Source organism: Streptomyces chlorus (assembly GCF_042655885.1).
In the GTDB taxonomy this organism is placed as follows: Bacteria; Actinomycetota; Actinomycetes; order Streptomycetales; family Streptomycetaceae; genus Streptomyces; species Streptomyces chlorus.
The window spans coordinates 1-26,495 of sequence record NZ_JBHSOA010000001.1 but is presented as its reverse complement, the minus strand read 5'-3'; the positions used below and the strand labels follow the sequence as shown (position 1 = coordinate 26,495).

The window sequence follows — 26,495 nt, the reverse complement described above, 5'->3', positions numbered from 1 at the left end:
CGGAAAGGGGGCGTCCACCGGTTGACCGGCGGACGCCCCCTTTCGGAGCCGGACGGGGGTCAGTCCTTGAACTCGGCCGCCACCAGTTCGGCGATCTGGACGGTGTTCAGGGCCGCGCCCTTGCGGAGGTTGTCGTTGGAGACGAAGAGGGCCAGGCCGTGGTCGACCGTCTCGTCGCGGCGGATGCGGCCCACGTAGGACGAGTCCTGGCCCGCCGCCTGGAGCGGGGTGGGGATGTCGGTGAGGACGACACCGGGGGCGTCGGCCAGCAGCTCGGCCGCGCGCTCCGGGCTGATCGGGCGGGCGAAGCGGGCGTTGATCTGGAGGGAGTGCCCGGAGAAGACCGGGACGCGCACGCAGGTGCCGGAGACCTTGAGGCCGGGGATGTCCAGGATCTTGCGGGACTCGTTGCGCAGCTTCTGCTCCTCGTCGGTCTCGTTCAGACCGTCGTCCACGAGGTTGCCGGCGAAGGGCAGCACGTTGAAGGCGATGGGGCGCTTGTAGACGGCCGGTTCGGGGAAGTCGACCGCGCTTCCGTCGTGGGTCAGCTTGTCGGCGTCGGCGACGACCTTCTGGGTCTGGCCGTGCAGCTCCGCCACGCCCGCCAGTCCGGAGCCGGACACCGCCTGGTAGGTGGCGACGACCAGAGCCTCCAGGCCCGCCTCGTCGTGCAGCGGACGCAGCACCGGCATCGCGGCCATCGTCGTGCAGTTCGGGTTGGCGATGATGCCCTTGGGGCGGTTCGCGATCGCGTCCGGGTTCACCTCGGAGACGACCAGCGGGACCTCGGGGTCCTTGCGCCACGCGGACGAGTTGTCGATCACGACCGCGCCCTGCGAGGCGACCTTCTCGGCCAGCGCCTTCGAGGTCGCGCCGCCCGCCGAGAACAGCACGATGTCCAGGCCGGTGTAATCGGCGGTGGACGCGTCCTCCACCGTCACGCCGTCCAGCTCCGTCCCCGCCGAGCGGGCCGAGGCGAACAGGCGCAGCTCTGTGACCGGGAAGTTCCGCTCCTTGAGGATGCTGCGCATGACCGTGCCCACCTGACCGGTGGCTCCGACGATTCCGACCCTCACGGCGTCTCCCTCACTGCCTGCTGCGTCCTACGACGTATACGGCGTACATGTGCCCTTTGCCTGCCGGCCGGGGCATTTCCATCATGCGGCCGACCAGGGCCCGCCTGTCCAATTCTTTGCGCTCCCTGCCCGCACAGTGGGACAGGCGGGCAGGGGGCCACCGGTTGCGGACCTGCGGTCGCCACCCCTTTGAGCTGCAGAAATTCAGCCGACGGGGGCCGGCGGCCGCAAGGTTCCCTGCCCCGCCCCGCTCCACCCACACGGAGGTGTGACGTACGCCTCTGCCCGGTTCGCGCGACGGGCGAACGTTCCGGGCCCCGTCGGCGTCGTAGGAGAAACGGCGTGAGGGGGGTGGGCAGTGCTGCGCGGAAGGATCCGGCGTGGCCGGCAGGCGTACGGCGCAGCGGAGGACGACCCGCTGGACGCGGCGCAGGAGCGCCGGGTCCGGGCGGTGCTCGCGCTCGGCGGGGTGCCGCAGACCGACCTGCCGGACGGAGTGCAGCAGGTCCGGCTGCGGCTGCTGGAACGCGCCGCGAGCGGGCAGGAGGCGCCCCGGGACGTCTCGGCGTGGGCGGCGGTCGTCGCCTCCCACCTCGCCATGGACTGGCACCGGGCCAAACGCCGCCAGGAGCGGCTCGGCGAACGCCTCGCCGCGCTGCGCCCCGCCGAGGCTCCTGCCGACGAGGAGACCCGCCTGCTCTCCCTCGCCGTCGCCCGCGGCCTGGACGGACTGCCCGACGCCCAGCGCCAGGTCGTCGTGCTGCGGTTCTACGCCGACCTTCCGGTGCGCTCGATAGCCGAGCAGCTCGGGGTGCCGGAGGGCACGGTCAAGAGCAGGCTGCACACGGCGGTCCGGGCTCTGCGCGCCCGCCTGCACGAGGACGAGGTGGTGTAGACGTGAGCGTCCACGACAGCCGGAACAACACCGGGGACGACCGGAACAACACCGGAGACGAGCACGGCACCGAGTACGGCGGTGTTGAGTACGACGCCGTTGAGTACGACGGCGTTGAGTACGAGGGCATCGACGCCCTCATGGCCGCGATCCTCGACGAACCGCTGCCCTCGGCGGCCCGGCGGGACCCGGCGTTCCTGGCCGCGCGGGACGCGGCAGCCGCCGATGTCGCCGTGCTGCGGGAGCAGTTGGGGCTCATCGGGGACACGCTGATCCGGGAAGCGGAGCCCGGCCCCGCGCCGGTACGGCCTCTGCCTTCTGTCGCCCGGCCGCCCCGCCGCGCCCGTCGGCCCCTGCGGGTCGCCCTCGGCGCGCTCGCCGCGGCGGCGGCCGCCGCGGTGGTCCTCGGTACGGGCTGGCTCGTGACGCAGACCGGGCAGGGCGACAGCGTGTCGTCGGGAGCCGAGGCCGACGAAAAGGCAGTGGGCAGCGACGGAGTACGGGACACCGAGAGGTCGGCCGGTACCGCCTTCGGCAGCCCTCGCTACCTCGCCTGCGCCCGGCTCGTGGCCGAGGGCACGGTGTCGGAGGTGGAGCCGATGCCGGGCGCCGGGCAGGACCGCGTCACGCTGGAGGTGACCCGCAGCTACAAGCCGGAGCCGGAGCCGGGCACCGCGGCAGGGGACCAGGAAGAGGTCACCTTCCTGACCGGGTCGACCGGCCGGCCCCGGCTGCACACCGGCGATCAGGTCATGGTCGGCCTGCCCCGCGAGGGCACCGTCCCGGACGCCGTGATCGTCGGCGAGGAGGACATCGCCCCCGAGCGGGCGCGCATCACCGCTGCTCTGCCCGAATCGAGCGCCCTGACCTGCGAGTGACGGGCAAGGGACGGTCATGCGATGCGCATGACGAAGGGGGCGGGCGCCCTGGTGGACGCCCGCCCCCTGCCGCTGGTGGCCGTCGGTTACGGCACGACCTTCTCGATCGTGACGCTGCCCGTGCCCGCGACCGTGCCGCGCGCGTTGACCAGCTGGACCCGGCCGAAGAACTCACGTCCCTCGGGAGCCGTCGCGGCGGCCGTGACGGTACCGGAGACGGTGGCCGACTCGCCCGTGCCGATCCTCACCGGCGCGGCCCCGTCGACCGTGACCTCGCCGAGCGTGGCGGAGAAGAACACGTCCCGGTAGTCGTAGCCGGTGGAACCGGCCGGGACGGAGTAGCCCACGACCCTGACGGTGTACGTGCCGGCCGCCGGGCGGGCGATGGACACCGACTCCTCCGAGTCGCCGTCGGCGGACTGGGCGACGAGGGTGCCTGCCGCGTTGTAGACCGCCAGGTCCAGGTCGGCGGCGGCGTCGGAGACGTTGCCGATGGCGACGTCGAGCGACGCGGCGCCCGCGGGCACCGTGACGGTGGTGGTGTGCGTGACCCCCGTGGCGATGGCGGGCCGGGCCGTCTTGGCGGAGCCCAGCGGGCCGCCGACCAGCTTGCCGTCCAGGGCGGCGGCCTGGTTGGTCACCTTCCAGGAGACGCCGGCCGGAGTACCGACCTTGGCTTCCGGCACGGTCACGGTCTCCGGGGCGAAGACCGCGCCGAGTACGGCGACGTCCAGCTTGTACGGGTTGTCGAGCAGCGGCGAGGTGCGGCGCGCCTCGACCTCGATCTCCCAGACGCCCGGCTGCGGGTTCACGTACGAACGCAGGTCGGGGCGGCAGGTGTTGGCCGGGTTGTTGTAGTTCGGGTAGCAGTTGACCGTCGACGTCGGGTCGGCCGGGACGCCGTAGGGGTGGATGGCGATGAACCGGGTCTGGCTCGTGGCCTTCAGCCCGCCGAGCGCGACCTCCAGCGTCTTCGCGCCCTCGGGCACGGTGACGAAGTAGGAGGTGGTGGCGTTGCGCTGGGCCGTGCCGGAGGCGGAGAAGGTGTGCGCCAGCGGAGCCGAGACGACCACGGTGCTCAGGATCTGCCGGTCGACGCCCTCGGTGCGCGGGTCGTCGACCTCCAGGATGGCGCTCTTGAGGCCCGCGGACCGGGGCGCGGCCTGGACCTTGACGGTCACCGGCTTGTTCAGCGACAGCTGTACCTTGCCGTCGCCGACGATGCGGAAGGCGCCGTCGGTGTTGTTCGCGAGGTCGAGCTCGTGCCGGATCGCGCGGTCGGGACCGGACGTACGGGTGATCGTGACGTCGTACGTCTTCTTCTGACCCGCCTTCAGGCCGCCCTCGCGGTCGTAGATGCCGGTGCCGAAGCCGGGGGTCTTGAGGAACTGCTCGATCGCGGTGTCGACCGGCGCCTTCACGCTGTACTCGTGCGCGGTGGCCCCGTCACGGATCGAGTCCCAGGCCTCCTCGACGTCGATGAGGCCGGCGCCCTCCTCGTAGGCCTGCAGGCCCTTGACGTGCTGGGCGGTGGAGGTGAGGGCGGTGCGCAGCTTCGCGGGCGTCAGGTCGATGCGCTTCTGCTTCGCGGCCGACAGCAGCAGCGCGGCGGAGCCGGCGGCCTGCGGGGACGCCATCGAGGTGCCCTGGAGCATGCCGTAACCGGCAGGGAGGCCGTAGCCCGCCTCGGCGACCGGGGCACCCGGCGCCCAGGTCTGGATGGTGTTGATCGCCGCGCCGGGCGCGATCAGTGTCGGCGTGAAGCCGCCGTCCTCACGCGGACCGCGCGAGGAGAACGGCATCATGGCGTACTGCGTCTTCACGACGGAGCCGTAGTTGGCGGCCCAGGTCTCCTTGGAGATGGACGCGCCGACCGAGATCACCTTGTCGGCCAGCGACGGGTCGCCGATGGTGTTGGCGCCGGGGCCGGAGTTGCCCGCGGAGATCACCAGCTGGACGCCGTAGGTGTCGATGAGGCGGGTGTACAGCTCGGCGCGGGCGTTGTTGCCGTCGTTGAGCGCGGGCAGACCGCCGATGGACATGTTGACGATGTCGACACCGCGCTCGGTGACGAGGTCGATCATGCCCTCGGTGAGCGCCACGCTGGTGCAGCCGCCGGACCAGGTGCAGGCACGGGAGGAGACGATCTTCGCGCCGGGGGCGGCGCCGTTCATCTTCCCGCCGAACAGGCCGTGGGCGGCGGTGATGCCGGCGACGTGCGAACCGTGCGAGCCCTCGATGAGACCGATGTTGACGAAGTCGGCCTTGTCGCCGGCCGCGTTGCGGACGACGTCCTTGCGGATCTCCACGACGAACGGCTGGCGCTCGGAGACGTCGGTGGACGGGTCGTCGGTGCCGAAGTACCCGATCTGGAAGCCGTCCTTGTACGGCTTCATCGGGGTGTCGTCGGAGAAGTCCTGGTTGTCGTTCAGGTCGACCCGGACGGTTCCCGCCGCGGCGTCGTACAGCACACCCCAGGCGTCGGTGGTGTCGCCGTCGAAGTTGGCGTCACCGCCCGCGTCGCCCCCGATGGTGTACGACTCCTTGAACGTGCTGATCCGGTACGAGCCCGAGGGCGCCGTCCAGGTCTTTCCGTCGTGGGTGAAGGTGGGCCCGCTCACCGATTCGGTCATCGGGCGCCAGGTCCGGTCGCCGTCGACGAGCGGGTCGGTCGCCGTCACCCAGTCGACGATCTTGCGTTCGCCGGTGGTGGTCTTCTGCAGGGCCGGGTGGGCCAGGTCCACGCCCGAGTCGAGGATGCCGATGGTGACGCCGCGGCCGTCCGCCTTCGGGTTGTCCTTCACGAAGTCGACGGCGCCCGTCTCGAAGGACGGGTTGTACGGGTTCTTCGCGGAGGTCCGCTTGTCGGGACCCGGGTAGGTGGCGGAGCTCTTGTTCTTGCCGCCGGCGGCCTTGGCGGTGGTGTCCGCGGCCGGCGTCGGGTCGTCCAGCGGGATCTCGTCGCGCAGGTCGATGCCGTGCACGGAGGAGAGCTTCGCGGCGGCGGCGATGGCCGCGTCCGCCTTGGCGGTGGGGACGGTGGCGCGGACGTAGCCCAGCTCGTCGTGGGTCCGGCCGACCGAACCGCCCTTCACCGCGTTCAGTTCCTCGGCGACCTGCTCGGTCTTGCCGGGGGCGGTGGCGATCATCATCGTGACGTTCTTGACGCCGTCGGCCTTGGCCTCGGCGAGGAGGTCCGCGTCGCTCGAACCGAGCTTGTCGTGGGCGGACTTGACGTCACCGTCGACGGGTGCGGCGGCCGGCGCGTCGGCGGCGGCCGCCAGGGGTATCGGGCCGACCGCACAGAGCGCGGCGACGAGACCGGCGGCCAGGGCGATACGGGCCGTGCGTCTGGCACCCGATATCGACTCGTGCGGGGAGGAATGGGTCATCGGCATCCCTTGTAAGTAAAGGAACCATCGTGGAGCGACCGGAGCCGATCGACCCTGGCCGCGATCGTCCGAAATGCGATCCCGGACGATCGCTGAGCCTTTCGCAAGGGGCGCTTGTTTGGGGAGGGTTGGCCGAAACGAAGCAGATGTATGGGGAAAACCCCCGATGTGCGTATGGGGTGTTGAGTGCCGAAGCCGACAAGTCGCGCACGCGGGGCGCATCGCGGGTGTCCGCCGGGTTAACGTCCCGGGGTGCGGCAGACCCTCAGGGTGGCGGCCTACGCCGTGGTGGTGCGCGACGGACAGCTCCTGCTGGCCCGGTCCCCGGTGCCCGGAGGCGCTCCGGAGTGGGTGCTGCCGGGCGGTGGCATGGAGCACGGCGAGGATCCGTACGACACCGTGCGGCGGGAGGTCGAGGAGGAGACCGGGTACCGCGTCGAGGTCACCGGACTGCTCGGCGTGAACTCCGTCCGGCACACCGTCGCCCGTCGCCTGGGCCGCAGGGCCGACCATCACGCCGTACGGCTGGTCTACGCGGGGCGGATCATCGGCGGCGAACTGAGGGACGAGATCGGCGGCTCCACCGAACTGGCCGCCTGGCAGCCCCTGGACGCCGTCCCGGACCTGGTCAGGATCCGCATGGTCGACATCGGCCTGCGGCTGTGGCGGGAGCGCCCGGCGGCGGGACGGGTGGAACGCGCGGAGGGCTGACGCGCGGGGGTGTCGGCGAAGAGCCGACGCATGGAGCATGTGAAGTTCATGACCCCGTGCGCCCATTGATCCAAATGCCGGAAATGTAGAGCTATGACACTATCCGGGTCTTCTGTCAAGTGAACGCGGCGTGACCGGTCCTGGGCCGATGCGGAAGCGGGCGCCGACGGCCGGGTGGCCCAAGATCCACGTACGGCGATCGGTGTCACGCGTTGCCGTCGCGTTCACACGCAGGCCATTCCCGCTGCCAAGCATCCAGTACGAGCGGGATGTTCACCCGGCGAACCACCGGCGAGCGCCCCGCGGTCACTGCCGATGCGTTCGCACCCGGGGAGACAAGCGCCATGTCGCGCATACGCTCAGTCGCCGACTCCACCGCACTCCACCGCCGTTCCCTCCTCGCCGCCACCGGCGCGGTGGCCCTCTCCGCCGGCGTCGGTTACGCCCTGCGGCCCGGCGGCGACCAGGCCGTCGCCGCCGGCAGCGCCGACGTCGCCGCGAACGAGGCCGTACCCGCCTCCTCCCGGCAGGCACCGGCGGCCCCGCTCGCCCCGTACACCCGCGGCACCACCGTCGCCGGGGTGTCCGCACCGCGCGGCGGCCATGCCGCCGGCTACCGGCGCCTCGACGAAGGGCCCGGCTGGGGGCGGGTGGTACGCGGCGAACTGGCCGGCGCCCGCTCCGGCCGGGACGACCGCCGCACCACGCTCGCCGCGTTCGTACAGCTCACCGACCTGCATGTGATCGACGCGCAGCACCCGCTGCGCCTGGAGTACCTGCGCTCCACCGATGTGCACGCCTGGCGGCCGCACGAGGCGCTCACCGTGCACGGCGTGGTCTCCCTCGTCGAGCGGATCAACGCCCTGCGCGGCGCCCCCGTCACCGGCTCCCCGCTGTACTTCGCGATGACCACCGGCGACAACACGGACAACAACACCCGCTCCGAACTGGACTGGTTCCTGACGGCGCTCAGCGGCGGCCGCATCGCCCCCAACAGCGGGGACCCGCGCCACTACGAAGGTGTCCAGAACAGCGGTCTGCGCCAGTACTGGCAGCCGGACGCCACCACCCGCGACGCCGACAAGCAGCTCGGCTTCCCGCACCTCGACGGCTTCCTCGCCGCGGCCGTCCGCGAGGTGAACAGCCCCGGCCTCAACCTCCCCTGGTACTCCACCGTCGGCAACCACGACGCGATGCCGCTCGGCTGCTACGCCTCCCACGGCGACCCGTACCTCACCGAACTCGCCGTCGGCGGACGGAAACTGATGGAGCTCGGGGCGGCCGAGGCGAAGAAGCTCCAGCAGACCATCAGGAAGGCCGCCGACCCGCGGGGCGTCCAGTACGGCGAATTCCTGAAGTCGCACGCCCGCGCCATGCGCCCGGTGACCCCCGACGAGGCGCGCGCCCCCTTCACGCCCGCCGAATACATCGAGGCCCACCTGGACCCCGCGTACCGCGGGTTCGGCCCGGTGGGGCACGGCTACTCCGCCGCCAACCTCGACGCGGGCACCCAGTACTACGCATTCCGTGTCTCCGACGACGTCATCGGCGTCAGCCTCGACACCACCGACCCGGGCGGCCACTACGCGGGCTCCCTCGGCACGGCCCAACTGCGGTGGCTGGAGCGGACACTGCGCACCCACAAGGGCTCCCGCGCGATCGTCTTCAGCCACCACACCAGCGAGTCGATGACGAACACGCACCGCGACCCGGCCCGCCCCGACGAGCGGCGCCACGACGGCAAGGAACTCGTCGAACTCCTCGGCGCCCACCGCAACGTGGTGGCCTGGGTCAACGGCCACACCCACCGCAACGCGGTCACCCCGCACACCGGTTCGGCCGGCTCCTTCTGGGAGATCTCCACCGCATCCCACGTCGACTTCCCCCAACTCGCCCGCATCATTGAGCTGGTGGACAACAAGGACGGCACCCTGTCCCTGTTCACCACCCTGGTCGAGTCCGCGGCCCCGTCCCGCACGGACTACGGCGACCTCACCCAGACCGGCCTCGCCGCCCTCTACCGTGAGCTGTCCTGCAACGCCCCCGGCGCCCGCACCGACCTCGGCGGCACCCCCCAGGACCGCAACACGGAACTCCTGCTCAAGGCGTAGGCGGAGCCGACGGCCCGGGGAGTGCCCGCCCGGTTCAGCGGGGCAGGACCACGACGTAGGCAGCGGGGTCGCGGTCGTCCGCCGCCATCAGGGCGGTACGGATCACCGCCGCCTGCTGCTCCGCGGCGTCCCGCAGCCCCCGCGGGGTGACCCGCACGACCGTGATGCCGAGCCGCTCCAGGTGCTCCCGCTTGCGGGCGTACTCGGACCGCAGGATGTCGTCGTCCGGGAGGTTCTCCCGGCGGTTCTCCTGCCGGAGCGCCCGGGGGTCCAGGTCGAGTGCCACGGCCTGCTCCGGCCAGTACGCGTCCAGGCCACCGAGGTGCGGGCCGCCCGGCAGGCGCAGGTCGACGTTCCACAGCGGGTCGGGCAGACCGTACGCGCGCACCATCCGGTACAGGCCGTCCTCCGCGTGCGCGCGGCCCGCGGCCATCAGGGAGTTCACCGCGCGCACCACGTGCGGCCGGCCCAGCAGCTTCGCGGCGGTCAGCTCCCGTACCAGCGCGGTCGCGTCGCAGTGGCCGCCGACCACCGCCTCCATGAGCAGCCTGCGCACCGTGCCCGCGTCGTCCAGGCCCGCCACCGCGTCGGCCAGCGCCCGCGGGACCGGCGCCACAGGTACGCCCGCCACCCGCTCGGGGGCCGGCAGCACCGGGGTGCGGACGATGCGCACGCAGCCCGTGGAGCGCAGCCGGCGCAGCCGCGGGACGAGTACGTCGAGGGTCTCCAGGGAGGCCAGCGGGGGAGCGGAGGAGAAGCCGTACAGGGTCAGCGCGGCCGGCCCGGTGATCATCGCGTCCTCGTAGTGGGGCGCCGTCGAGTCGGCCGGGCCGGGCTGGACGGGAACGCGCGCGGACCGCTCCCGCGCCGTGTACAGCAGGGCCGCGTGCAGCCGCTCCTCGCTGGTCGGCGGACCCGGGTGGAGCAGGACGACACCGGGCAGGAGCTGCTGCCAGGGACCGCCGGGGCGGCACTGGTCGTCGGTCTCCGCGACCGAGACGCCGTGCGAGCGGAGCCGGGCGGTCGTGAGCACGCGCCGCGGACCGGCGGCGAGGTGGTGCAGAGGGCGGGGGGAGAGCGGGGGGAGCGGGGAGTCGTGGTTCATGTCCGGCAATCTCCCGTGCCGGATCCGCCCCTGAACCGCTGTTACACACCCGTCGACTATTAGGGACAAGTCTGTACTTAAGGACGCGTGTTCGGATGCCGAAAACCCCTGGTCCATTCGGGTGCGACCAGGGGTTTTCGGCTGTTATTGAATGAATTTCGTAACGGTCACGGAGCGAGCATCCCAGCGGTGGGATCGAGGGCGCACCCGTGCCCCGTCGGTCTGCCGCGCCCACGGTGCGCCTCGGGACGCGCCTGTGGGACGCGCCCACGGTGCGCGCCTGGGGGACGCGCCCGCGGTCACCCCGCCGCCGCGTCGCACGCCTGGCCGCGCAGCGCACGTGCCAGGTCGTCCCGGGCCTCCAGCACCAGACGGCGCAGCGCCGGGGGCGCGTCCTCGCGGGCCGCGAGCCACACGTCCGTCGCGTCCAGCGTCCCGGGCGAGTCCAGCAGCTCGGGGAACAGGCCCCGCACCACGTGCATGGCGATCTGGATGGACCGCTCCTCCCACACCCGCTCGATCACCGCGAAGTACTTCTCCGCGTACGGCGCGAGCAGCTCCCGCTGCGAGGGCTGGGCGAAGCCCGCGATCGTCGCCTCCACCAGTGCGTTGGACAGTTCCTGAGACTCCACGACCCGTGCCCAGCCCTCCGCCTTGACCTCCGCCGACGGGCGGGCGGCCAGGCAGCGGACCTGGTGGCGCTTGCCGGAGGCGGTGTCGTCCCGGGCCAGCTCCTCGGCCAGCGCCTTCTCGTCGGCGAGCCCGTGCGCGGCCAGCGGCTCGAGGAACACCCAGCGCAGCTCCTGGTCGACATCGAGCCCGTCGACCGTCACCGTGCCCGACAGCAGCTCCTGGAGCAGCTGGAAGTCGCCCGGCGCCACGGCCGACCGGGCGAAGCAGCGGGCCCAGGCGAGCTGCTGCTCGCCGCCCGGCGCGGCCGCCTCCAGCTCGCGCCGGGCGCCTTCGGCGAGCAGCCGGCCGCCGGTCTCCCGCCAGGCGGGCGCCGCGTAGTGGACGAGCGCCGACTCGGCCCAGGTGTGCAGCATCTGCAGCACGCCGATGTCGGACTCGCGTCCGCCGAACCGCAGCACCAGGTCCACGAACTCCCGCGCGGGCAGCAGCGCGTCCCGGGTGAGGTTCCACAGCGCCGACCAGCACAGGGCGCGGGCCAGGGGGTCGGTCAGTGCGCCCAGGTGCTCGCGGAGTGTGGCCAGTGAGGTCTCGTCGAAGCGGATCTTGCAGTACGTGAGGTCGTCGTCGTTGACCAGCACCAGCTCGGGCGCCTCGGCGCCCGCCAGCTCGGCGACGACCGTACGCGGCCCGTCGACGTCCGTCTCGGCCCGCGCGTACCGCTCCAGCGCGCCGTCGGCCGTACGCCGGTACAGGCCCACCGCGACCCGGTGCGGGCGCAGTTCGGGGTGGGCCTCGACGGCCTCCTGCAGCACCGCGAGTTCCTCGACCCTGCCGTCCGTGCCCAACAGTACTTGGGGAGTGAGGGAGTTGACTCCGGCCGTCTGGAGCCAGGCCCGCGACCACGCCGTCATGTCGCGTCCGCTGGTCTCCTCGAGGACCGACAGCAGGTCACCGAGGCGCGTGTTGCCGTACGCGTGCCGCTTGAAGTAGCGCCGGGCGCCCTCCAGGAAGGCGTCCTGACCGACGTACGCCACCAGCTGCTTGAGCACCGAGGCGCCCTTGGCGTAGGTGATGCCGTCGAAGTTCAGCTTGGCGTCCTGGAGGTCGCGGATGTCCGCGGTGACGGGGTGCGTGGACGGCAACTGGTCCGCGCGGTACGCCCAGGCCTTGCGGCGGTTGGCGAAGGTGATCCAGCCGTCGGTGAACCGGGTGGCGCCCACGAGGGAGAAGGCGCCCATGAAGTCGGCGAAGGACTCCTTCAGCCACAGGTCGTCCCACCACTCCATGGTGACCAGGTCGCCGAACCACATGTGCGCCATCTCGTGCAGGACGACGTTGGCCCGGCCCTCGTAGGACGCCTGGGTGACCTTGCCGCGGAAGATGAACTCCTCGCGGAAGGTGACGAGTCCGGGGTTCTCCATCGCGCCCAGGTTGTACTCGGGCACGAACGCCTGGTCGTACTTCCCGAAGGGGTACGGGTAGTCGACGTGGTCGTGGAAGAAGTCCAGGCCCTGCTTGGTCACCAGGAACACGTCGTCGGCGTCGAAGTGCGGCGCCAGAGCCTTGCGGCACATCGCGCCGAGCGGGATCTCCAGCCGTGTGCCGTCGGGCAGTTCACGCTTGTAGGTGTCCGTGACGTAGTGGTACGGCCCGGCGACCACACAGGTGATGTAGGTCGAGATCGGCTTGGTCTCCGCGAACCGCCACACACCGTCGGTGAGTTCACCGACGCCGTTGCTCCACACCGTCCAGCCCTCGGGGGCCCGCACCTCGAAGCGGTAGGGCGCCTTGAGGTCGGGCTGCTCGAAGTTGGCGAAGACCCGGCGGGCGTCGGCCGGCTCGTACTGGGTGTAGAGGTACACCTCGCCGTCCTCGGGGTCGACGAAGCGGTGCATGCCCTCGCCGGTACGGGAGTACGCGCACCGGGCGTCGACGATCAGCTCGTTGTCGGCGGCCAGGTCCTCCAGCAGCAGCCGGGAGCCGTCGAACACCTCTCCGGGATCGAGGTCCCGCCCGTTGAGCGAGACGGCCGTCACGCTCGGCGCGATCAGGTCCGCGAAGCTGCTCGCGCCGGGCTCCGTGCAGCGGAACCGGACGGTCGTCACCGAGCGGAAGGTACGCGGCCCCTCAGTGCCGCCCCCACCCTCCCCGCCGGTCGCGCCGGTCGCGGTGCGCAGGTCGAGGGACACCTCGTACCCGTCCACCGACAACAGTGCGGCCCGCTCCCGGGCCTCGTCGCGGGTCAGGTTCTCACCGGGCACGGGCGGACTCCTCATGCGTGGTCGACATCGACAGTGCTGTACAGCACCGATCCTGCCATGCGCCCCTGACGCGGGCAGCCGGGATCGCGCGACGGGATCGCGCGGCGGGAGGACCGGCTGGAAGGCCCGGCGGGAATGACCGGGAAGGGTGCCGGTGTTGCCCCAAGGCAACACTTGGCTCGTACTTTCCCCCGTACTTCCCTCCCGAGGAGCGACATGCCGCCCACGTCCAACGCCACTCCCGTCGACTTCTGGTTCGACCCGCTGTGCCCCTGGGCCTGGATGACCTCCCGCTGGGTGCTGGAGGTGGAGAAGGTGCGGGACATCAAGGTCCACTGGCATCTGATGAGCCTCGCGGTCCTCAACGAGAACCGGCTCGACGAGCTGCCCGAGAAGTACCGCGAGATGCTCGCGACCAAGGCGTGGGGCCCCGTCCGCGTCGTCATCGCGGCCCAGGAGGAGCACGGCGCCGAGGTGCTCGGCGACCTCTACACCGAGCTCGGCACTCGCATCCACAACCAGGGTGAGGGTCCGGAGAAGGAGGTCGTCGCCGCCGCCCTGAAGGAGGTCGGTCTGCCCGACTCCCTCATGGAGCACTGGGACTCCACCCCCTACGAGCCCCAGCTGCGCGCCTCCCACAAGGAGGGCATCGACAAGGTCGGCCAGGACGTCGGCACCCCGGTCATCGCCGTGCCCGGCGCCGACGGCGAGCAGATCGCCTTCTTCGGCCCGGTCGTCACCCCCACCCCCAAGGGCGAGGAGGCCGCCCGCCTCTGGGACGGCACCCTCGCCGTGGCCTCCGTCCCCGGCTTCTACGAGCTCAAGCGCACGCGGACGAAGAGCCCTGACTTCAGCAACTTGTGACGGGACACCCCGGGGCCGCCCGCTCCGGGGGCCCGGAGTGACTCCGGGCTCGTCGCTTCGTGCCTGTCACTCCGGTTCGGGCAGGCGGATGGGCTTGGGGAACGGCTTCATGACCCACCCCGTGCGCAGGTTGCGGCACTGCCTGCCGGTGTCCGGGGCCAGCACGTTCTCGCAGATCCAGAACTCGCTCACCCCCGCGCGGCCCAGCCGTTCCTTGAGCTGTTCCTGTTCCGCCCCGGTCAGCTGACGATGCAGTTGCTCCGCGTCGCAGGTCGAGCAGGGGTACCTCTTGGTCCTGAGTGTCGTCATGGGGCACTTTGACCCGGAATACCACATACCGGAAGCCCCTGCGAGTCGAGTCCTCGCGGGGGCTTCCGTCTTTCCGCCTGCCGGGTGAACGGTGAGAAGACGATCACGGGGCAGGATGTCTATTGCGGGTAACTTGCAACTGCACGCTAGCAGCAGAAGGGCCTCTTTGCGTGCCCGGTGCGCACAGCGGCACGGAAAAGGGCCGTGCGGACTCGTCGCCCGCGCGGGGGCCCTCGCTGTGGGAGCGGCGGGAGGAGACGAAGGGGATGCTCCTATGGATGTCAGTCCTCGGTTCGCGTGCGTGCCCGGGGCCGCTGCCAGGCGTAGCCGACGGCCGCCAGGACCACGGTCATGCCGCCGGTCGAGTACAGCTGTCCGCGCGTGTCCGGTTCCCGGGCCATCAGGACGAAGACGGCGGCCATCCCGGCCGGCGCGATCCACGTCAGTGCCGGGAACGCCCACATCCGGACGACCAGCTTCTGGGGGCCTCGCGCTCCAGGACGCGGCGCAGCCGCAGCTGCGAGACGGCGGCCGACGGGCGAGGCGGGGCGGCCACGGCGTACGAGGCGGGGCGGGGGACGATGTACGAGGCGGGGCGGGGGACGATGTACGCGGCGGGCCGGCAGCGGCGTACAACACGAGTCGGCGGCGAGGGCCTCGACCGACCGTTTTGTAGGGACCCTACAGGCGCTGTCGAGCCGGGCCTTGTAGGAGAGGCCACGTCACCGCAGTGACCGGCGTCACGCCGTACCCCGGTTGGCGGGCGTTCTTTGTCCGGAGTCCACCATGAGCGCGGGGGAGCCTTTGTCGAGCGCTGACGGTGATCGGCGCGAGGGCGCTGGGATAGCGTCGCCGTGTCCCGTACCGTCCTCACCCCCGCGGAGTCCCCATGAGCACCGCAGCCGCCACATCCGCTCTGCCCCGGCAAGGCGGGACCCGAGTCGGTCTGGTCCTCGCCGACCTCGTCCCGGCGTCCCGCGTACGGGATGTGGCCCTCGTGGTCGGAGGTGCCGCGCTCACCGGCATCGCCGCCCAGCTCGCCGTCCCCGTCCCGGGCTCCCCGGTCCCGGTGACCGGTCAGACCTTCGCCGCGCTGCTCGTCGGCACCGCCCTCGGCGCCCGGCGCGGTCTGTTCGCCCTCGCGCTGTACGCGATGGCGGGCGCCGCCGGTGTGCCGTGGTTCGCCGAGGGCACGTCCGGCATCGGGATGCCGTCGTTCGGCTACGTCCTGGGCATGCTGCTGGCCGCGGTCGTCGTGGGCTCCCTCGCCCGCCGCGGCGCCGACCGCTCCGTCTGGCGGACGGCGGGCACCATGCTGCTCGGCTCGGCGGTCATCTACGCCGTCGGCGTGCCCTACCTGGCGCTGGCCACCGGCATGTCCGCCTCCGCCGCGATCGCGGCCGGCCTCACCCCGTTCCTCATCGGTGACGCCCTGAAGGCGGCGCTGGCCATGGGTGTACTGCCCACCGCCTGGCGGTTCGTCAACAAGCGGTGACGATCGGGTCCCTTCGCGCCGATTCGTAGCGAAAGAAGGAGGCCGGACGGGCGCGTTTCCAGCGCCCGGCCGGCCTCCTTCCGCGTTTTCGGGGCCGCCCGGTGGGCTCACCGGGCGGCCCCGCCGGTGGGTCCGGTCAGCCCTCCTGCCACCGTGGCCGCCGCGACGACCACCACAGCCCGGCCGTCCCGGCCGCGAGGGGCGCGGCCCCCGTCGTGCCCAGCGGCAGCAGCTCCCGCGCGGGGCCGGTCCTGGGTAACTCGTCCGCACCCGGGTTCACCGGCTGGTTGTCGGTACCGAGGAGCAGAGGAGTGGCCGGGGCGTTCGGCGACGGGTTGGTGGTGCCGACGCGTTCCCGGGCCCCCGCGCTGCCGTGCCCCCTGCCCCCGACGCGCCTGCGCGCGATCCGCCGTGTCACACTCGGAGCATGCGCGTGTACCTCGGTTCCGACCATGCCGGATACGAACTCAAGAACCACCTCGCCGCGTGGCTCAAGGACGCGGGTCACGAGCCCGTCGACTGCGGGCCCCACATCTACGACGCCCAGGACGACTACCCGCCCTTCTGCCTCCGCGCGGCCGAGCGGACCGCCGCCGACCCCGGCAGCCTCGGCATCGTGATCGGCGGCTCCGGCAACGGCGAGCAGATCGCCGCGAACAAGGTGAAGGGCGTACGGGCGGCCCTGGCGTGGAGCGAGGAGACCGCGGCGCTGGGCCGCACGCACAACGACGCCAACGTGGTCGCGGTGGGTGCGCGCATGCACACCACGGACGAGGCGACGAAGTTCGTCGAGATCTTCCTCGGCACCCCGTTCTCGGGCGACGAGCGCCACAGCCGCCGCATCGACATGCTCGCGGACTACGAGACCACCGGCGACCTCCCCCCGATCCCGCCCCACCACCCCCAGCAGTAACCGGCGACCGGCCTGTACACGACCCGCCGGGGAGCGACAGCTCCCACGGCGGGGCCGAAGGACGCGGTCGGCTCCGGCAGTCACAGGGCACTCGGAAGGCAGCGAGAGCAGAGAGGGAAGGGACCGGAACCATGCCGGAGGGACACACCATCCACCGGCTGGCCGAGGACTACGCCGCCGCCTTCGCCGACGGCAGCCCCCTGCGAGTCACCAGCCCCCAGGGCAAGTTCAGTGACGCCGCCGCCCTCCTGGACCGCATCCCCCTGCACACCGCCGACGCCCACGGCAAGCACCTCTTCCTCGGCTTCCGCGACCCCGACCCCGAGCACACCGACTGGGTCCACATCCACCTCGGCCTCTTCGGCAAGGTCGCCCTGGGCCCGGCCCCCGCGCCCCCGCCCACGGACACCGTCCGCCTGCGCCTCGCGCACCCCACCGCGTACGCCGATCTCCGCGGACCCACCACCTGCGCCCTGATCACCGGCGCCGAGAAGCGGGCGATACACGACCGTCTCGGCCCCGACCCCCTGCGCCCGGACGCGGAACCGGACGCCGCGTACCGCAGGATCAGCCGAAGCCGTACGACGATCGCCGCGCTCCTCATGGACCAGAAGGTCATCGCCGGCGTCGGAAACGTCTACCGCGCCGAGGTTCTTTTCCGGCACCGCATCGCCCCCTACCGAGCGGGCCGGGACCTCGCCCCCGCCGAGTGGGACGCGATCTGGACCGACCTGGTCGGGCTGATGCGCGAGGGCGTCCGCAACAACCGCATCGACACCGTCCGTCCGGAACACACCCCGGAGGCGATGGGCCGCCCGCCGCGCGTCGACGACCACGGCGGCGAGGTGTACGTCTACCGCCGGGCCCATCGGCCCTGCCACATCTGCGGCGGCGAGATCCGCACCGCCGATCTCGCCGCCCGCAACCTCTTCTGGTGCCCCGCCTGCCAACACCGCTAGGGCCTGTCCGGCGGATCATGCCGGAGACGTGAGGGCCGGCACGCCCTCCCCCGGATCTTCGAGCAGGGGGTGCCCCCAACGGGGTTGTCGTCACTCGCCGATCCCCCACTCTCGACCGAGCTCGAGCGGGAGGGACCCCCATCGCGTCGACTCCCTCCTCGCCTCGCGGCTGCACGCACCAGCCCCGCTCGACTCAGCCGGAAAGACGCCGCCGGTCACCCCCGACTTGATCCGCCGGACAGACCCTGGAGAATTTCCGCCGGACGCCCCCGCGACGTCGCCCGGTGAAGTTGACTGTGAAGTAGGTTCCCCAATGAGGGACAACCAGGACCTCCCGTGCCAAGTGGCCGGTCCGATGGATAGGGTCCCGAACTAATGGCAGCAGGACGAGAGAGGCGCGCAGAAGCCGACACGCTGACGGCCCGGGTGAAGAAGCAATGGCACCGGGCCCGCGTCGGCGTGCGCCGGGCTGCCGTCGACTACTTCCGCGGGGACGGCTCCGACTGGATAGCCCTCGCCGGACTGCTGCTGACGATCCCGCTCATCGCGGTGGCGACCCTCGCCAACTCCGTGTGGTTCGCGCCGTCCGCGCTGGTCCTGCCGATCGTCGCCGGCGGGCTGCTGCTGCGCCCGGCGAGCCTGCTCGGCCTGTACGCGGTGGCGGCGACCGCGCTGATCGTCGAGGCCGTCCAACTCGGCCCGTACACCGAGGGCGCCTCCCGGGTCACCCCCGGCGTCGTCCTCGTCGTGGCCGCCGGAGGCTTCTTCGGCCTGGTCGTCGCCCAGTTCCGCAGCCGGGTGGGCGTGCCCTGGCGGCGCGGCGGCACCATGCTGTTCGACCTGCGTGAACGCATCCGCGTCCAGAGCCAGTTGCCGGCCCTGCCAAGCGGATGGCACCGGGAGATGTCCCTGCGCCCCGCGGGAGGCCAGTCCTTCTCGGGCGACTTCGTGGTCGCCGCCCGCACCAACGGCGGGCGCACGCTGGAAGTCGTCCTGACCGACGTGTCCGGCAAGGGCATGGACGCCGGATCGCGCGCCCTGCTGCTGTCCGGCGCCTTCGGCGGCCTGCTCGGCAGCCTCCCGCCGCACGCCTTCCTGCCGGCCGCCAACGGCTACCTGCTCCGCCAGGAATGGGAGGAGGGCTTCGCCACCTCCATCCACCTCGTCCTCGACCTGGACTCCGGCGACTACGAGCTGTACTCCGCCGGGCACCCGCCCGGCCTCCAACTCAGGGCGGGCAGCGGCAAATGGGAGGAGAAGACGGGCGACGGCCCGCTCCTCGGTGTGTACGACGGCGCCCAGTTCGACCCGGTGAAAGGCTCGCTGCGCGCCGGCGACGTGCTGATGCTGTTCACCGACGGCCTGGTGGAGACGTCGGACCGGGACATCGTCGAAGGCATCGACCGCCTCACCGGCGAGGCCGACCGCTATGTCGCCGGCGGCTTCCACGGAGCGGCCTGGCACCTCATCGAAGCGGTCGCCAAGGACGTCAACGACGACCGGGCGCTCCTGCTGATCTGCCGCGAGGGCCCCACCGCCGCCGCGACCCGCTGACCGGACGGGACCGTGCCCGCACCCGCGCCCGCACCCGCACCTGTGCCCGTGCCCGTGGCCGTACCCGAGCCCGTGCCCGTGGCCGTGCCCGCGCCTGTGCCTGTGCCTGTGCCTGTGCCCGAGCCCGTGGCCGTGCCCGAGCCCGTGGCCGTACCCGAGCCCGAGCCCGTGGCCGTGCCCGAGCCCGTGGCCGTACCCGAGCCCGAGCCCGTGGCCGTGCCCGCGCCTGTGCCTGTGCCTGTGCCTGTGCCTGTGGCCGTGGCCGTGGCCGTGCCCGAGCCCGTGGCCGTACCCGAGCCCGAGCCCGTGGCCGTGCCCGCGCCTGTGCCTGTGGCCGTGGCCGTGCCCGAGCCCGTGGCCGTACCCGTACCCGGCGCCCGGTCCAGCGGCTCGCCGCCACTCTCCTGACCGCCGCCACTCTCCTGCCCCCTCCCGGTCCGTGCGGCCCCGCAGATGGGGGGACACTGGAAGGGTGACCGGGACACCATGCAACCTACTGACAACGGCCCAGGTCGAGGCCACCGCCCGTGCCGTGCACGAAGGCCAGAGAGACAAAGCGGGCGTGCCGTACGCCGAGCACCTCCGGGCCGTCGCCGAGGGCGTCCGGGCACGCGGCGGCGACGAGGAGCAGATCGCGGCGGCCTGGCTGCACGACGCCGTCGAGGACGGCAAGCTGTCTCAGGAGTGGCTCCGGGAAGCGGCACTGACCCGGCGTACCAGGGACATCGTCCTCGCGGTCACCAAGCGGTCCGGGGAGCCGCCCGAGGCGTACGCGGCCCGCGTCCTCGCGACCCCGGGCGCGCTGCTGGTGAAGGAGGCGGACCTGGCGCACAACGCCGATCCGGCGCGGCTGGCGGTACTCGACGAGGCGACCCGCACACGACTGACCGAGAAGTACACGCGGATGCGCACGCTCCTCGGCCTCGTGGCGGGCGAGCGCCCGGCCTGACCGGCCTGGCCGACCCGGCCGCGTCGCGATGCGGCCGGCTAGGCGGAGACCTGCTCCTGAACCTCCCGGGCCTCCTGAGCCTCCCGCGTCTCCCCGGCCTCCTGCCTCGCCCGCTTCTCCCGTTGCTCGCGCTCGCGGGCCGGTTCGGCCGCGTCACGCTTGAAGGCCCACTCCATCCTCGGCTCCATCGCGAACCGGAAGAGCCGCTGCACCGGCCTGGAGCACAGGAACGTCACCAGGGCCGCCGCGAACAGGGTCACGGCGACCGCGCCGGCCGGCCCATGCAGCACCGAGGGCTCGAACCAGCCCCGGTAGTCACCGGCCCTCATCACGAAGCCGTGCAGCAGATAGCCGTACAGCGTGCCCGCGCCGAGTGCCGTGAACCACGTGTGGCGGCCCGGCACCCAGGCGAAGAAGCAGGCCGTCAGCAGCAGGGAGCAGCCGAACAGCACCAGCATCATTACCGGGCCGGCCCACCACGGCGCGCCCAGCTCCTGCGCGGAGTCACGGTGGTAGAGCCACCCGGTGATCACCCCCGGTCCCGCCGACCAGGCGAGTGCGAACGCGGAGACGAACACGGGCACCGACAGGATCCGCACCGACCGGCGGCGCACCAGGTGGAAGTGCTCGGGCCGCATGCACAGACCGAGCACGAAGTACGGCAGGAACTGCAGGACACGCTGCAGATCGAGGTCGTCGCCGATCTGCGGGGAAGCGCTCGCCAGCATGGCGAGGCCGAGCGCCAGCGGCAGCGGGTGGCGCACCGCCTTCCAGATCGGCGTGGTCAGCCGCCAGACGAACAGCGCGCACAGGAACCAGGTCAGATACCAGGGGTCGAGAAGGCTGATCTCCTGCTGCGGGTCGCTGTCGACGACCCGCTTGAAGAGCGGGTAGGCCGTCTCGAAGACGATGTACGGCACGGCGATGCCGGTGATCAGCCGCCGCAGCCGGTCGGGGCGCATGTCGAAGCTGCGCGAGAAGAAGCCGGAGATGATGATGAAGGCCGGCATGTGGAACGCGTACACGACGGTGTACGCGGCCTCCAGGAACCGGCTGTCACCCTTGATGGGCTCCCAGAAGTGGCCTACGGCCACCAGCACGATCGCCAGGTACTTGGCGTTGTCGAAGAACGCGTCCCGCCGCTTGCCGGAGCCCGACGCCCCGCTCCTCGGCGTATCGGTCGTCGACGCGTCGGTTCCCGGCGACGGGGCCGGGGGAAGCGGCGTTCTGTGATGGCCGTTCGATCGCGGCGAGTCCGTCACAGGGCCACCCGCCAGGAACTCGGGGAGGGGAGCGACGCACTCGCTGCGCTTCTGGGGGACGAGGCAGCGTAGAACATTTGAGGCACCCTAGCGCTCGCTGTGGGGAGGCGTAAAACCCCCACGTTATTCCGTCTGTCCATTCCGGATACCCGCGATCCATGAATGCCGACGGCTATGCCGGCGTGATGACCGACACACGCCCAACGCACCGCGCGGGCACGACTCCGAAGCATCCTGTACGCCGTTTATGGACCGATTCGTCCCGCATGAACAGGGCATATGCCTCGCCATTGAATCCTGAAGGGATGCCCGCTTCCTTCCTCTTCGAGGCCGCTCCGGGAGGCCCGTTGGGACATGTGGGGCGTCAATGGGAAATAGTCGCGGAGGTGTTGTGTGGATACGGCACCGGCCCGTTCGTATTTCATCCGTGGGTGGCGAGTCGAATTACCGTGCGAGGTCGCATCTTTGGCTCCGCGCGGGGCCCGCCCGGCACCCGTCCGTCCCCTCGCGCGGGCGAGCGCGCGCACGCGAAACGTGGCCGATGTGAGACGGATGATGCGTCATGAGCCGCATAGGGTGGCCCTGTTGGTGGCACGATGATTCTGGCGGGGTGCGCGGGGATGCGTCGCCCGGACCGGACGAGCGGACCGACCAAGGGTGTGATCAGTTGTGGCCATTTCACTGTCTGTGGTGCTGCTGTTGGCGATCATCCTTGTAGTACTGATCAGAGGCGGGTCCATCAAGGCCGGACCCGCGATCGTCGCGATCCTCTTCGGCTTCTTCCTCGCCTCCAGCGGCATGGCCCCGTCGATCACCCGCTTCCTCGACTCGATAGCGGACATGGTCAACTCGATCAGCTTCTGAGAACGCGTTCAGGGCCGGGCGGAGGAAGGAAACCTCCGGCCGGCCCTGAACCGTGTGGAGCGGGCGACGGGAATCGAACCCGCGTAGCTAGTTTGGAAGATCGCGTACGCGGGTGGGCGCTGACCTGGAGAGACGGTGAGCTGCGCGTTCCTGGGATGCTCACCGCCGTTCCCCGGTGTTCCCCGCTGGTCGCTGCTCGGTCGGGCATGCAAGGGGCACGGTGTCCGCCAGGGCTATTCGTAGATCCGAGCGGCAGCCAGGGCACGGGCGAAGAACGTCCAGTCACCTTCGGGTGGCAGGTCGTGCCCGAAGTTCCGGTGCCACCCCGGAGATGCAGCGACCCAGGCTTCCAGGGCTTCCAGGAACCTGTCCAGCGTCGCGTTCTCCCACTGCTGGCTGTTGATTGCGTGGTCTGCACGAAGGCGCGCCAGGAAGGCGCTGAAGGCCTCGCGATCGCCAATGTGATCGTCAGGCGCCAGGGGGCTCGTCATGGCTGCGACCTTAAGGGGCGCACGCGGTCGGCGGAGCCTCAATGGCCGGGTCAAGCTCCATCGAGCGCGATCAGTAGCCGAAGAAGTGAAGGGTCCGGTCTCTGACCTGCGGCCGTGTAATCGATCAACGCTGCGACCTGCGATTTAGCTGTCAGTGGTTGTCAACGTTGGTCGTCGTTGAGCACCCTCAAACGGCCCCGAGACGGCCCGGGACTCCCCGCTAGGGGAGGTTCGACCCGAACAGGTCATTCGCCGTCAGCACGAAGAAGACACAGAAAGCGAGCACGATGCCGAAGAAGAAGAGCAGGGCGATCATGCTCGCTGCGCTCTTGACGGGGCTCGGCACGTGGGCCGTCGCCTTATGAGGCCGGTCGGCCGAGTAGTGCACGGTGACGAAGTCCCCCTCGATGGTCGTCGCGGGGCCGTTCTCCTCCTCGAACCGGACGGGACGGCCCGCGGAGGGCGTGAACTCGTAGACATGGTGCAGCGTGGTCGTGGCCTGGCTGCTGTCACTGTGGCGTCTCGTTGTGGTGTAGGTGCGCAGACAGCGCGCCTCCGCTGTCAGACCGCTCGACCACGCCTGCCTCAGCTCCAGAAAGCGCCTGATCACCTTGACCGCCATCGCGACCACCACCGCGGCGATGAACGCTGGTACGGCATAGAACATGAACTCCATGACTGCCCCCGATTCGCCCCCCACACGCCGCCCAGGTCTCGGACGGCGTGTGCAGAACCTACCCGCGCGAGGGGGCCGTGGAGCTCAAGTGCCGCTCAGAAGTGAAGGGGCGGGTCTTTGACCTGCGGCCTTGTGGCAGCACAACTGGTTGAGCCTTAACGGCTCGGCCATCAGCAAGGCGCCGTCCACATGCTATGGACGGCGCCCTAGTGCTACGGATGATCCTTTGAAGTCTGGCCTCATCCTTATCAGGTCGATCATGGGGTGTTGGCAACATCGGTCAACGCGCGCTGCGCCTCGCCTGATCGTCCACTGCGGTCCGGCCTGGTTCACTGCTGTTCGCGTTTGTTGGTGTCAGGCGCTGATGTCAGCGCGGGGTGGCAGCCTTGACAGATCCGGCTCGGTGCTCCGTGAGAACGGTGCATCTGAGTACCTGTGCTCATGTGCAGTGCCCGTTATAACAGCATGCTGGCCGCGTGCACTTAGGAGATCTTCACCTGAAGACGGGACGGCAGTGGGTATGAGACAGGCGAATGAGCCGTCAACCGGCCAACAGATCGGGGCCAGCGTGGCGCTACTCGTCATCGACCTCATGGTCATCGCTTGGATGGTGTACGGCTATGGGATAGCGGGATGGGCCGACAGCTACGAAAGCGATAGTGCCAGTCCGTCGAGTGCGTCACAGGTGGCGTCGCAGGCATCGTGGCTCCTGGGAGGCGGCGCAGTGCTCACAGGCGGTGGCCTCCTCGCCCTGGGATGGCGTATTCCTGGCGTCGTGCAGCTGGTCGTCCTCGGGGGCGGGGCAGCACTGTTCTCTTCTGCCATGGGATAGCGCGAGCCTGCCGAACCAGAGATTCCCACCACTCGCCCCAGCTCTCATCCCGTCCGCCGTCGACCCACACACTGTGGAGCGGGCGTGGTTCAGGGCGTCCAGGTGGAGCGCGCCACTGTACGAACGACCTGGACGCCCTGGGCCGCGTCTGCTCGGCTCTGCCTGGGTCGGCGGTGGACGGGATGGGAGCACCCCGCGCACGCCACAACGTGCCCGCACTCGGCAACGGCGCCCCCTCCATCCCGGTGCCGGCCGATCCCCCGCCGGAGGCATCGTCTTAACCCCGGACCGCTCTGTACGGTGATCGCCTCATGGCCTCCGGCCCTATCCACATGTGGGCGCGCGTCGGCGCAGCGCGGGCGGAGCGGGCCGAAGGCAGGAGCGGCGCCCGGAGCGGAGCCGGGAGCGCGCCCGGCGGAGCGGAGCGCAGCCGGGGCTTGATGAGGTAGAGAAACCCGTAACAGGCTGGGCCTCAGTTGATGGCCATACGCTCTGCGAGCTGCGCCAACGGCTTGGGAATCCGGTTCCCGGAGAGCTGCACGAGATCACGGACCACCGTGCGGGCGGAGTGATGGCTGTGGATCTGCTCCGGTGCCAACCTCTCAGCGTCCAAGAGTGCGGCTACAGCCTCGCCGACGTGTCGCCGCTGCGCGTGGGCTCGCGCCACATCAAGCAGGAAACGGGACTGTCGCTCCGAGGAGAGCCCGCTCGCATCGACGCCGTTGGCGACGTCCAGGGCAAGACCGGCGTCTCCGAGGTCGACGGCCGTCGCTACTGCGTGAAGCTCTACGTTGGTCGGGCCGAACTCGGTGTCGAAGTCATTGCGGTCCTCACCGAGACGCGCGGCGATCTCCCGAGCCTGGCCAATGTGCCGGTGGGTCTCCGCACGGTGCCCCTCCCTCGCGTTGATCACGGCGAGTACGAGATGCATGGCACCCAAGAGCGACAGTTCCTCCGGCGGGCAACTCTGCGACTCGGCACGGGGGGTCAGTACCGCTACTGCCGACGAAGCGGCGTGCTCGGCCTGCTCGGTTCGCTGCTGACGGATGAAGGCGTGTGCCATTCGGAAGAGGCTGGCGACGACTTCCAGCGGCTTACCCGCCAACTCGGCCGCCTGGAGGGCCCGGTCCGCGGCAATCCATGCCGCGTCCGCCTCGTCCTGACGAACGAATGCAGCTGCTACTGCCTGATAGGCGCGTGCCCTGATCCCGTGGAGCTCCACACGGCTGCTGGCGGGCGCATGGCGAACGGCCGCTTCGATGCTCGGGAGCAAGACGGACAGCCGCTCGCTCAGAGCCGCGTACTTCGATGCGTGAGCGAGGTCCCACACTTCATCGACCTGTGTTCGCAGCTCGTCTGCAGACGCTGTGGCTTTGAGGTCGGGCTCGTCGAAAAGGCTGCTGAGGGCGGGATGTCCCGTCAGGGCCACACGTAGGGCGTCAAGGTCATTGCTCACCGGAGCTTGCGCTTCCTGGGGCTCTTCGACGGGTGCTCCTGCGTCTGGGCGCACGTCGCGGACCGAGACTCCGAGGGCATCCGCCAGAGCCTGGAGAACGGACAGCCGCTCCACGGGCTGTACACCGCGCTCGACCTGAGAGACCCAGCTCTCCGAGCGCTCCATGGCAATGGCCAAGTCGCTCTGAGACATGCCGGCGGCCCGGCGAAGCTCCTTGATGCGCTGTCCGGTGGTGCGCTCGTCCGTGTCAGTCACTGTCGGCCCCGGTGGGGTACTTCCCGGTGTACGGGGTCATGCGGTCGACCTCGGTCTTCGCGACGTACTTGTCGCGCTCGGACAGGAAGTGCCGGGTGTGCTCCTGGCGCTCGTGCTCCTCGAACGCGGCGTGATCGGCGTACAGCTCGAAGAAGATCCGCTGATTCGGCTCGCCTTCGACCGTGTGGCAGGCGTAGACGAGAGTGCCCGGCTCCTTGGTCTTGATCCCGGCCGTGGTCTCGCGAACCAGTGCATCGAAGCCCTCGGCAGCGCCGTCCTTGAGCGTGAAGCGGACAAACAGCCCGAAATTACTCATCACTTCCTCCTCTAAGTCGTCTCCCAGCATCGCAGAGCCAGAGATTTCCTGCTAGTCACAGAGATTATGTTGACTCGCAGTTTTACTGCGAGTAGCTTCGGGTTGCTGCTCCACTACGCAAGAGCCCCGAGCGGTGTGCTCTCTGCCAAGATCACGACACCGTCCGGGGCTTCCCTCTAGGCCCGCACTTCGCGGGTCACCCGTTAGTGAAGGCTCAGCGCATGATCACCGACCGGTT

Annotated in this window: 21 protein-coding genes and 2 pseudogenes; 11 read left to right on the top strand and 12 right to left on the bottom strand. The window is 70.7% G+C overall.

The window, feature by feature from the left end; translation table 11 throughout:
- Window positions 1-59 precede the first annotated feature (59 nt).
- Window positions 60-1,076 (bottom strand): aspartate-semialdehyde dehydrogenase, encoded by a 1,017-nt coding sequence (locus ACFPZI_RS00115; protein WP_381356386.1) that lies wholly within the window; start codon window positions 1,074-1,076, stop codon window positions 60-62.
- 358 nt (window positions 1,077-1,434) lie between these two features.
- Here ACFPZI_RS00115 and ACFPZI_RS00110 point away from each other — a divergent pair, with 358 nt between their 5' ends.
- Both ACFPZI_RS00110 and ACFPZI_RS00105 read left to right on the top strand, forming a co-directional pair.
- Window positions 1,435-1,971: an RNA polymerase sigma factor gene (locus tag ACFPZI_RS00110; RefSeq protein ID WP_381356383.1), complete on the top strand. Its 537-nt coding sequence runs from the start codon at window positions 1,435-1,437 to the stop codon at window positions 1,969-1,971.
- 2 nt (window positions 1,972-1,973) lie between these two features.
- A complete protein-coding gene (locus ACFPZI_RS00105) occupies window positions 1,974-2,849 on the top strand; it encodes a hypothetical protein (RefSeq protein WP_381356381.1) in 876 nt (291 codons plus the stop codon).
- Window positions 2,850-2,935: 86 nt separating this feature from the next.
- Here ACFPZI_RS00105 and ACFPZI_RS00100 read toward each other — a convergent pair whose 3' ends face one another.
- The gene (locus ACFPZI_RS00100) at window positions 2,936-6,241 is read right to left on the bottom strand and encodes a S8 family serine peptidase (RefSeq protein WP_381356378.1); all 3,306 of its coding nucleotides are present in this window, start codon (window positions 6,239-6,241) and stop codon (window positions 2,936-2,938) included.
- A gap of 252 nt (window positions 6,242-6,493) precedes the next feature.
- On the opposite strand from ACFPZI_RS00100, the gene ACFPZI_RS00095 reads away from it, so the two are divergent.
- Entirely contained in the window at window positions 6,494-6,952 is a 459-nt protein-coding gene (locus ACFPZI_RS00095; protein ID WP_381356376.1) for an NUDIX hydrolase, read from the top strand.
- A 344-nt stretch (window positions 6,953-7,296) separates the two neighbouring features.
- Window positions 7,297-9,063, top strand: coding sequence for a TIGR03767 family metallophosphoesterase (locus ACFPZI_RS00090; protein ID WP_381356374.1), 1,767 nt, complete (start codon window positions 7,297-7,299; stop codon window positions 9,061-9,063).
- A gap of 34 nt (window positions 9,064-9,097) precedes the next feature.
- Here ACFPZI_RS00090 and ACFPZI_RS00085 read toward each other — a convergent pair whose 3' ends face one another.
- Both ACFPZI_RS00085 and pepN read right to left on the bottom strand, forming a co-directional pair.
- Complete coding sequence (locus tag ACFPZI_RS00085; protein ID WP_381356372.1) at window positions 9,098-10,168, bottom strand: hypothetical protein; 1,071 nt, start codon at window positions 10,166-10,168, stop codon at window positions 9,098-9,100.
- Window positions 10,169-10,467: 299 nt separating this feature from the next.
- Entirely contained in the window at window positions 10,468-13,062 is a 2,595-nt protein-coding gene (gene pepN, locus ACFPZI_RS00080; RefSeq protein WP_381356369.1) for an aminopeptidase N, read from the bottom strand.
- Window positions 13,063-13,278: 216 nt separating this feature from the next.
- Between pepN and ACFPZI_RS00075 the strand changes: the two genes are divergently transcribed.
- Window positions 13,279-13,926 carry a mycothiol-dependent nitroreductase Rv2466c family protein gene (locus tag ACFPZI_RS00075; RefSeq protein ID WP_381356366.1) on the top strand — a complete coding sequence of 216 codons (648 nt, stop codon included), beginning with the start codon at window positions 13,279-13,281 and terminating at the stop codon, window positions 13,924-13,926.
- Between the two features lie 66 nt (window positions 13,927-13,992).
- Here ACFPZI_RS00075 and ACFPZI_RS00070 read toward each other — a convergent pair whose 3' ends face one another.
- Window positions 13,993-14,235: a hypothetical protein gene (locus tag ACFPZI_RS00070; protein ID WP_381356363.1), complete on the bottom strand. Its 243-nt coding sequence runs from the start codon at window positions 14,233-14,235 to the stop codon at window positions 13,993-13,995.
- A gap of 281 nt (window positions 14,236-14,516) precedes the next feature.
- Window positions 14,517-14,764: pseudogene (locus ACFPZI_RS00065) on the bottom strand (amino acid transporter); the annotation flags it as partial.
- 360 nt (window positions 14,765-15,124) lie between these two features.
- Here ACFPZI_RS00065 and ACFPZI_RS00060 point away from each other — a divergent pair.
- Window positions 15,125-15,730: a biotin transporter BioY gene (locus ACFPZI_RS00060; protein WP_381356362.1), complete on the top strand. Its 606-nt coding sequence runs from the start codon at window positions 15,125-15,127 to the stop codon at window positions 15,728-15,730.
- 136 nt (window positions 15,731-15,866) lie between these two features.
- On the opposite strand, the pseudogene ACFPZI_RS00055 reads toward ACFPZI_RS00060, so the two are convergent.
- Window positions 15,867-16,076: pseudogene (locus ACFPZI_RS00055) on the bottom strand (hypothetical protein); the annotation flags it as partial.
- Between the two features lie 81 nt (window positions 16,077-16,157).
- Here ACFPZI_RS00055 and ACFPZI_RS00050 point away from each other — a divergent pair.
- The 4 genes from ACFPZI_RS00050 to ACFPZI_RS00035 all read left to right on the top strand — a co-directional run bounded on the left by ACFPZI_RS00050 (window position 16,158) and on the right by ACFPZI_RS00035 (window position 20,105).
- Window positions 16,158-16,643 (top strand): ribose-5-phosphate isomerase, encoded by a 486-nt coding sequence (locus ACFPZI_RS00050; RefSeq protein ID WP_381356359.1) that lies wholly within the window; start codon window positions 16,158-16,160, stop codon window positions 16,641-16,643.
- Window positions 16,644-16,774: 131 nt separating this feature from the next.
- Window positions 16,775-17,602 (top strand): Fpg/Nei family DNA glycosylase, encoded by an 828-nt coding sequence (locus ACFPZI_RS00045; protein WP_381356356.1) that lies wholly within the window; start codon window positions 16,775-16,777, stop codon window positions 17,600-17,602.
- Window positions 17,603-17,977: 375 nt separating this feature from the next.
- Window positions 17,978-19,156, top strand: coding sequence for a PP2C family protein-serine/threonine phosphatase (locus ACFPZI_RS00040; RefSeq protein ID WP_381356353.1), 1,179 nt, complete (start codon window positions 17,978-17,980; stop codon window positions 19,154-19,156).
- 472 nt (window positions 19,157-19,628) lie between these two features.
- On the top strand, window positions 19,629-20,105 hold the full coding sequence (locus ACFPZI_RS00035; protein WP_381356350.1) for an HD domain-containing protein: 477 nt from the start codon (window positions 19,629-19,631) through the stop codon (window positions 20,103-20,105).
- A gap of 38 nt (window positions 20,106-20,143) precedes the next feature.
- On the opposite strand, the gene ACFPZI_RS00030 is transcribed toward ACFPZI_RS00035, so the two are convergent.
- The gene (locus tag ACFPZI_RS00030; protein ID WP_381356347.1) at window positions 20,144-21,367 is read right to left on the bottom strand and encodes an acyltransferase family protein; all 1,224 of its coding nucleotides are present in this window, start codon (window positions 21,365-21,367) and stop codon (window positions 20,144-20,146) included.
- A 669-nt stretch (window positions 21,368-22,036) separates the two neighbouring features.
- Between ACFPZI_RS00030 and ACFPZI_RS00025 the strand changes: the two genes are divergently transcribed.
- Window positions 22,037-22,231 carry a hypothetical protein gene (locus ACFPZI_RS00025; protein WP_381356345.1) on the top strand — a complete coding sequence of 65 codons (195 nt, stop codon included), beginning with the start codon at window positions 22,037-22,039 and terminating at the stop codon, window positions 22,229-22,231.
- A 233-nt stretch (window positions 22,232-22,464) separates the two neighbouring features.
- Here ACFPZI_RS00025 and ACFPZI_RS00020 read toward each other — a convergent pair whose 3' ends face one another.
- The 4 genes from ACFPZI_RS00020 to ACFPZI_RS00005 all read right to left on the bottom strand — a co-directional run bounded on the left by ACFPZI_RS00020 (window position 22,465) and on the right by ACFPZI_RS00005 (window position 26,257).
- A complete protein-coding gene (locus ACFPZI_RS00020; RefSeq protein ID WP_381356342.1) occupies window positions 22,465-22,722 on the bottom strand; it encodes a DUF7660 family protein in 258 nt (85 codons plus the stop codon).
- A gap of 220 nt (window positions 22,723-22,942) precedes the next feature.
- Window positions 22,943-23,389, bottom strand: coding sequence for a DUF3592 domain-containing protein (locus ACFPZI_RS00015; protein ID WP_381356339.1), 447 nt, complete (start codon window positions 23,387-23,389; stop codon window positions 22,943-22,945).
- Between the two features lie 1,313 nt (window positions 23,390-24,702).
- Window positions 24,703-25,941, bottom strand: a complete 1,239-nt coding sequence (locus tag ACFPZI_RS00010; protein WP_381356336.1) for a helix-turn-helix domain-containing protein — start codon at window positions 25,939-25,941, stop codon at window positions 24,703-24,705.
- Window positions 25,934-26,257 carry a putative quinol monooxygenase gene (locus ACFPZI_RS00005; RefSeq protein WP_381356334.1) on the bottom strand — a complete coding sequence of 108 codons (324 nt, stop codon included), beginning with the start codon at window positions 26,255-26,257 and terminating at the stop codon, window positions 25,934-25,936. Before ACFPZI_RS00005 ends, ACFPZI_RS00010 begins: the two co-directional genes overlap by 8 nt.
- Window positions 26,258-26,495: the final 238 nt, after the last annotated feature.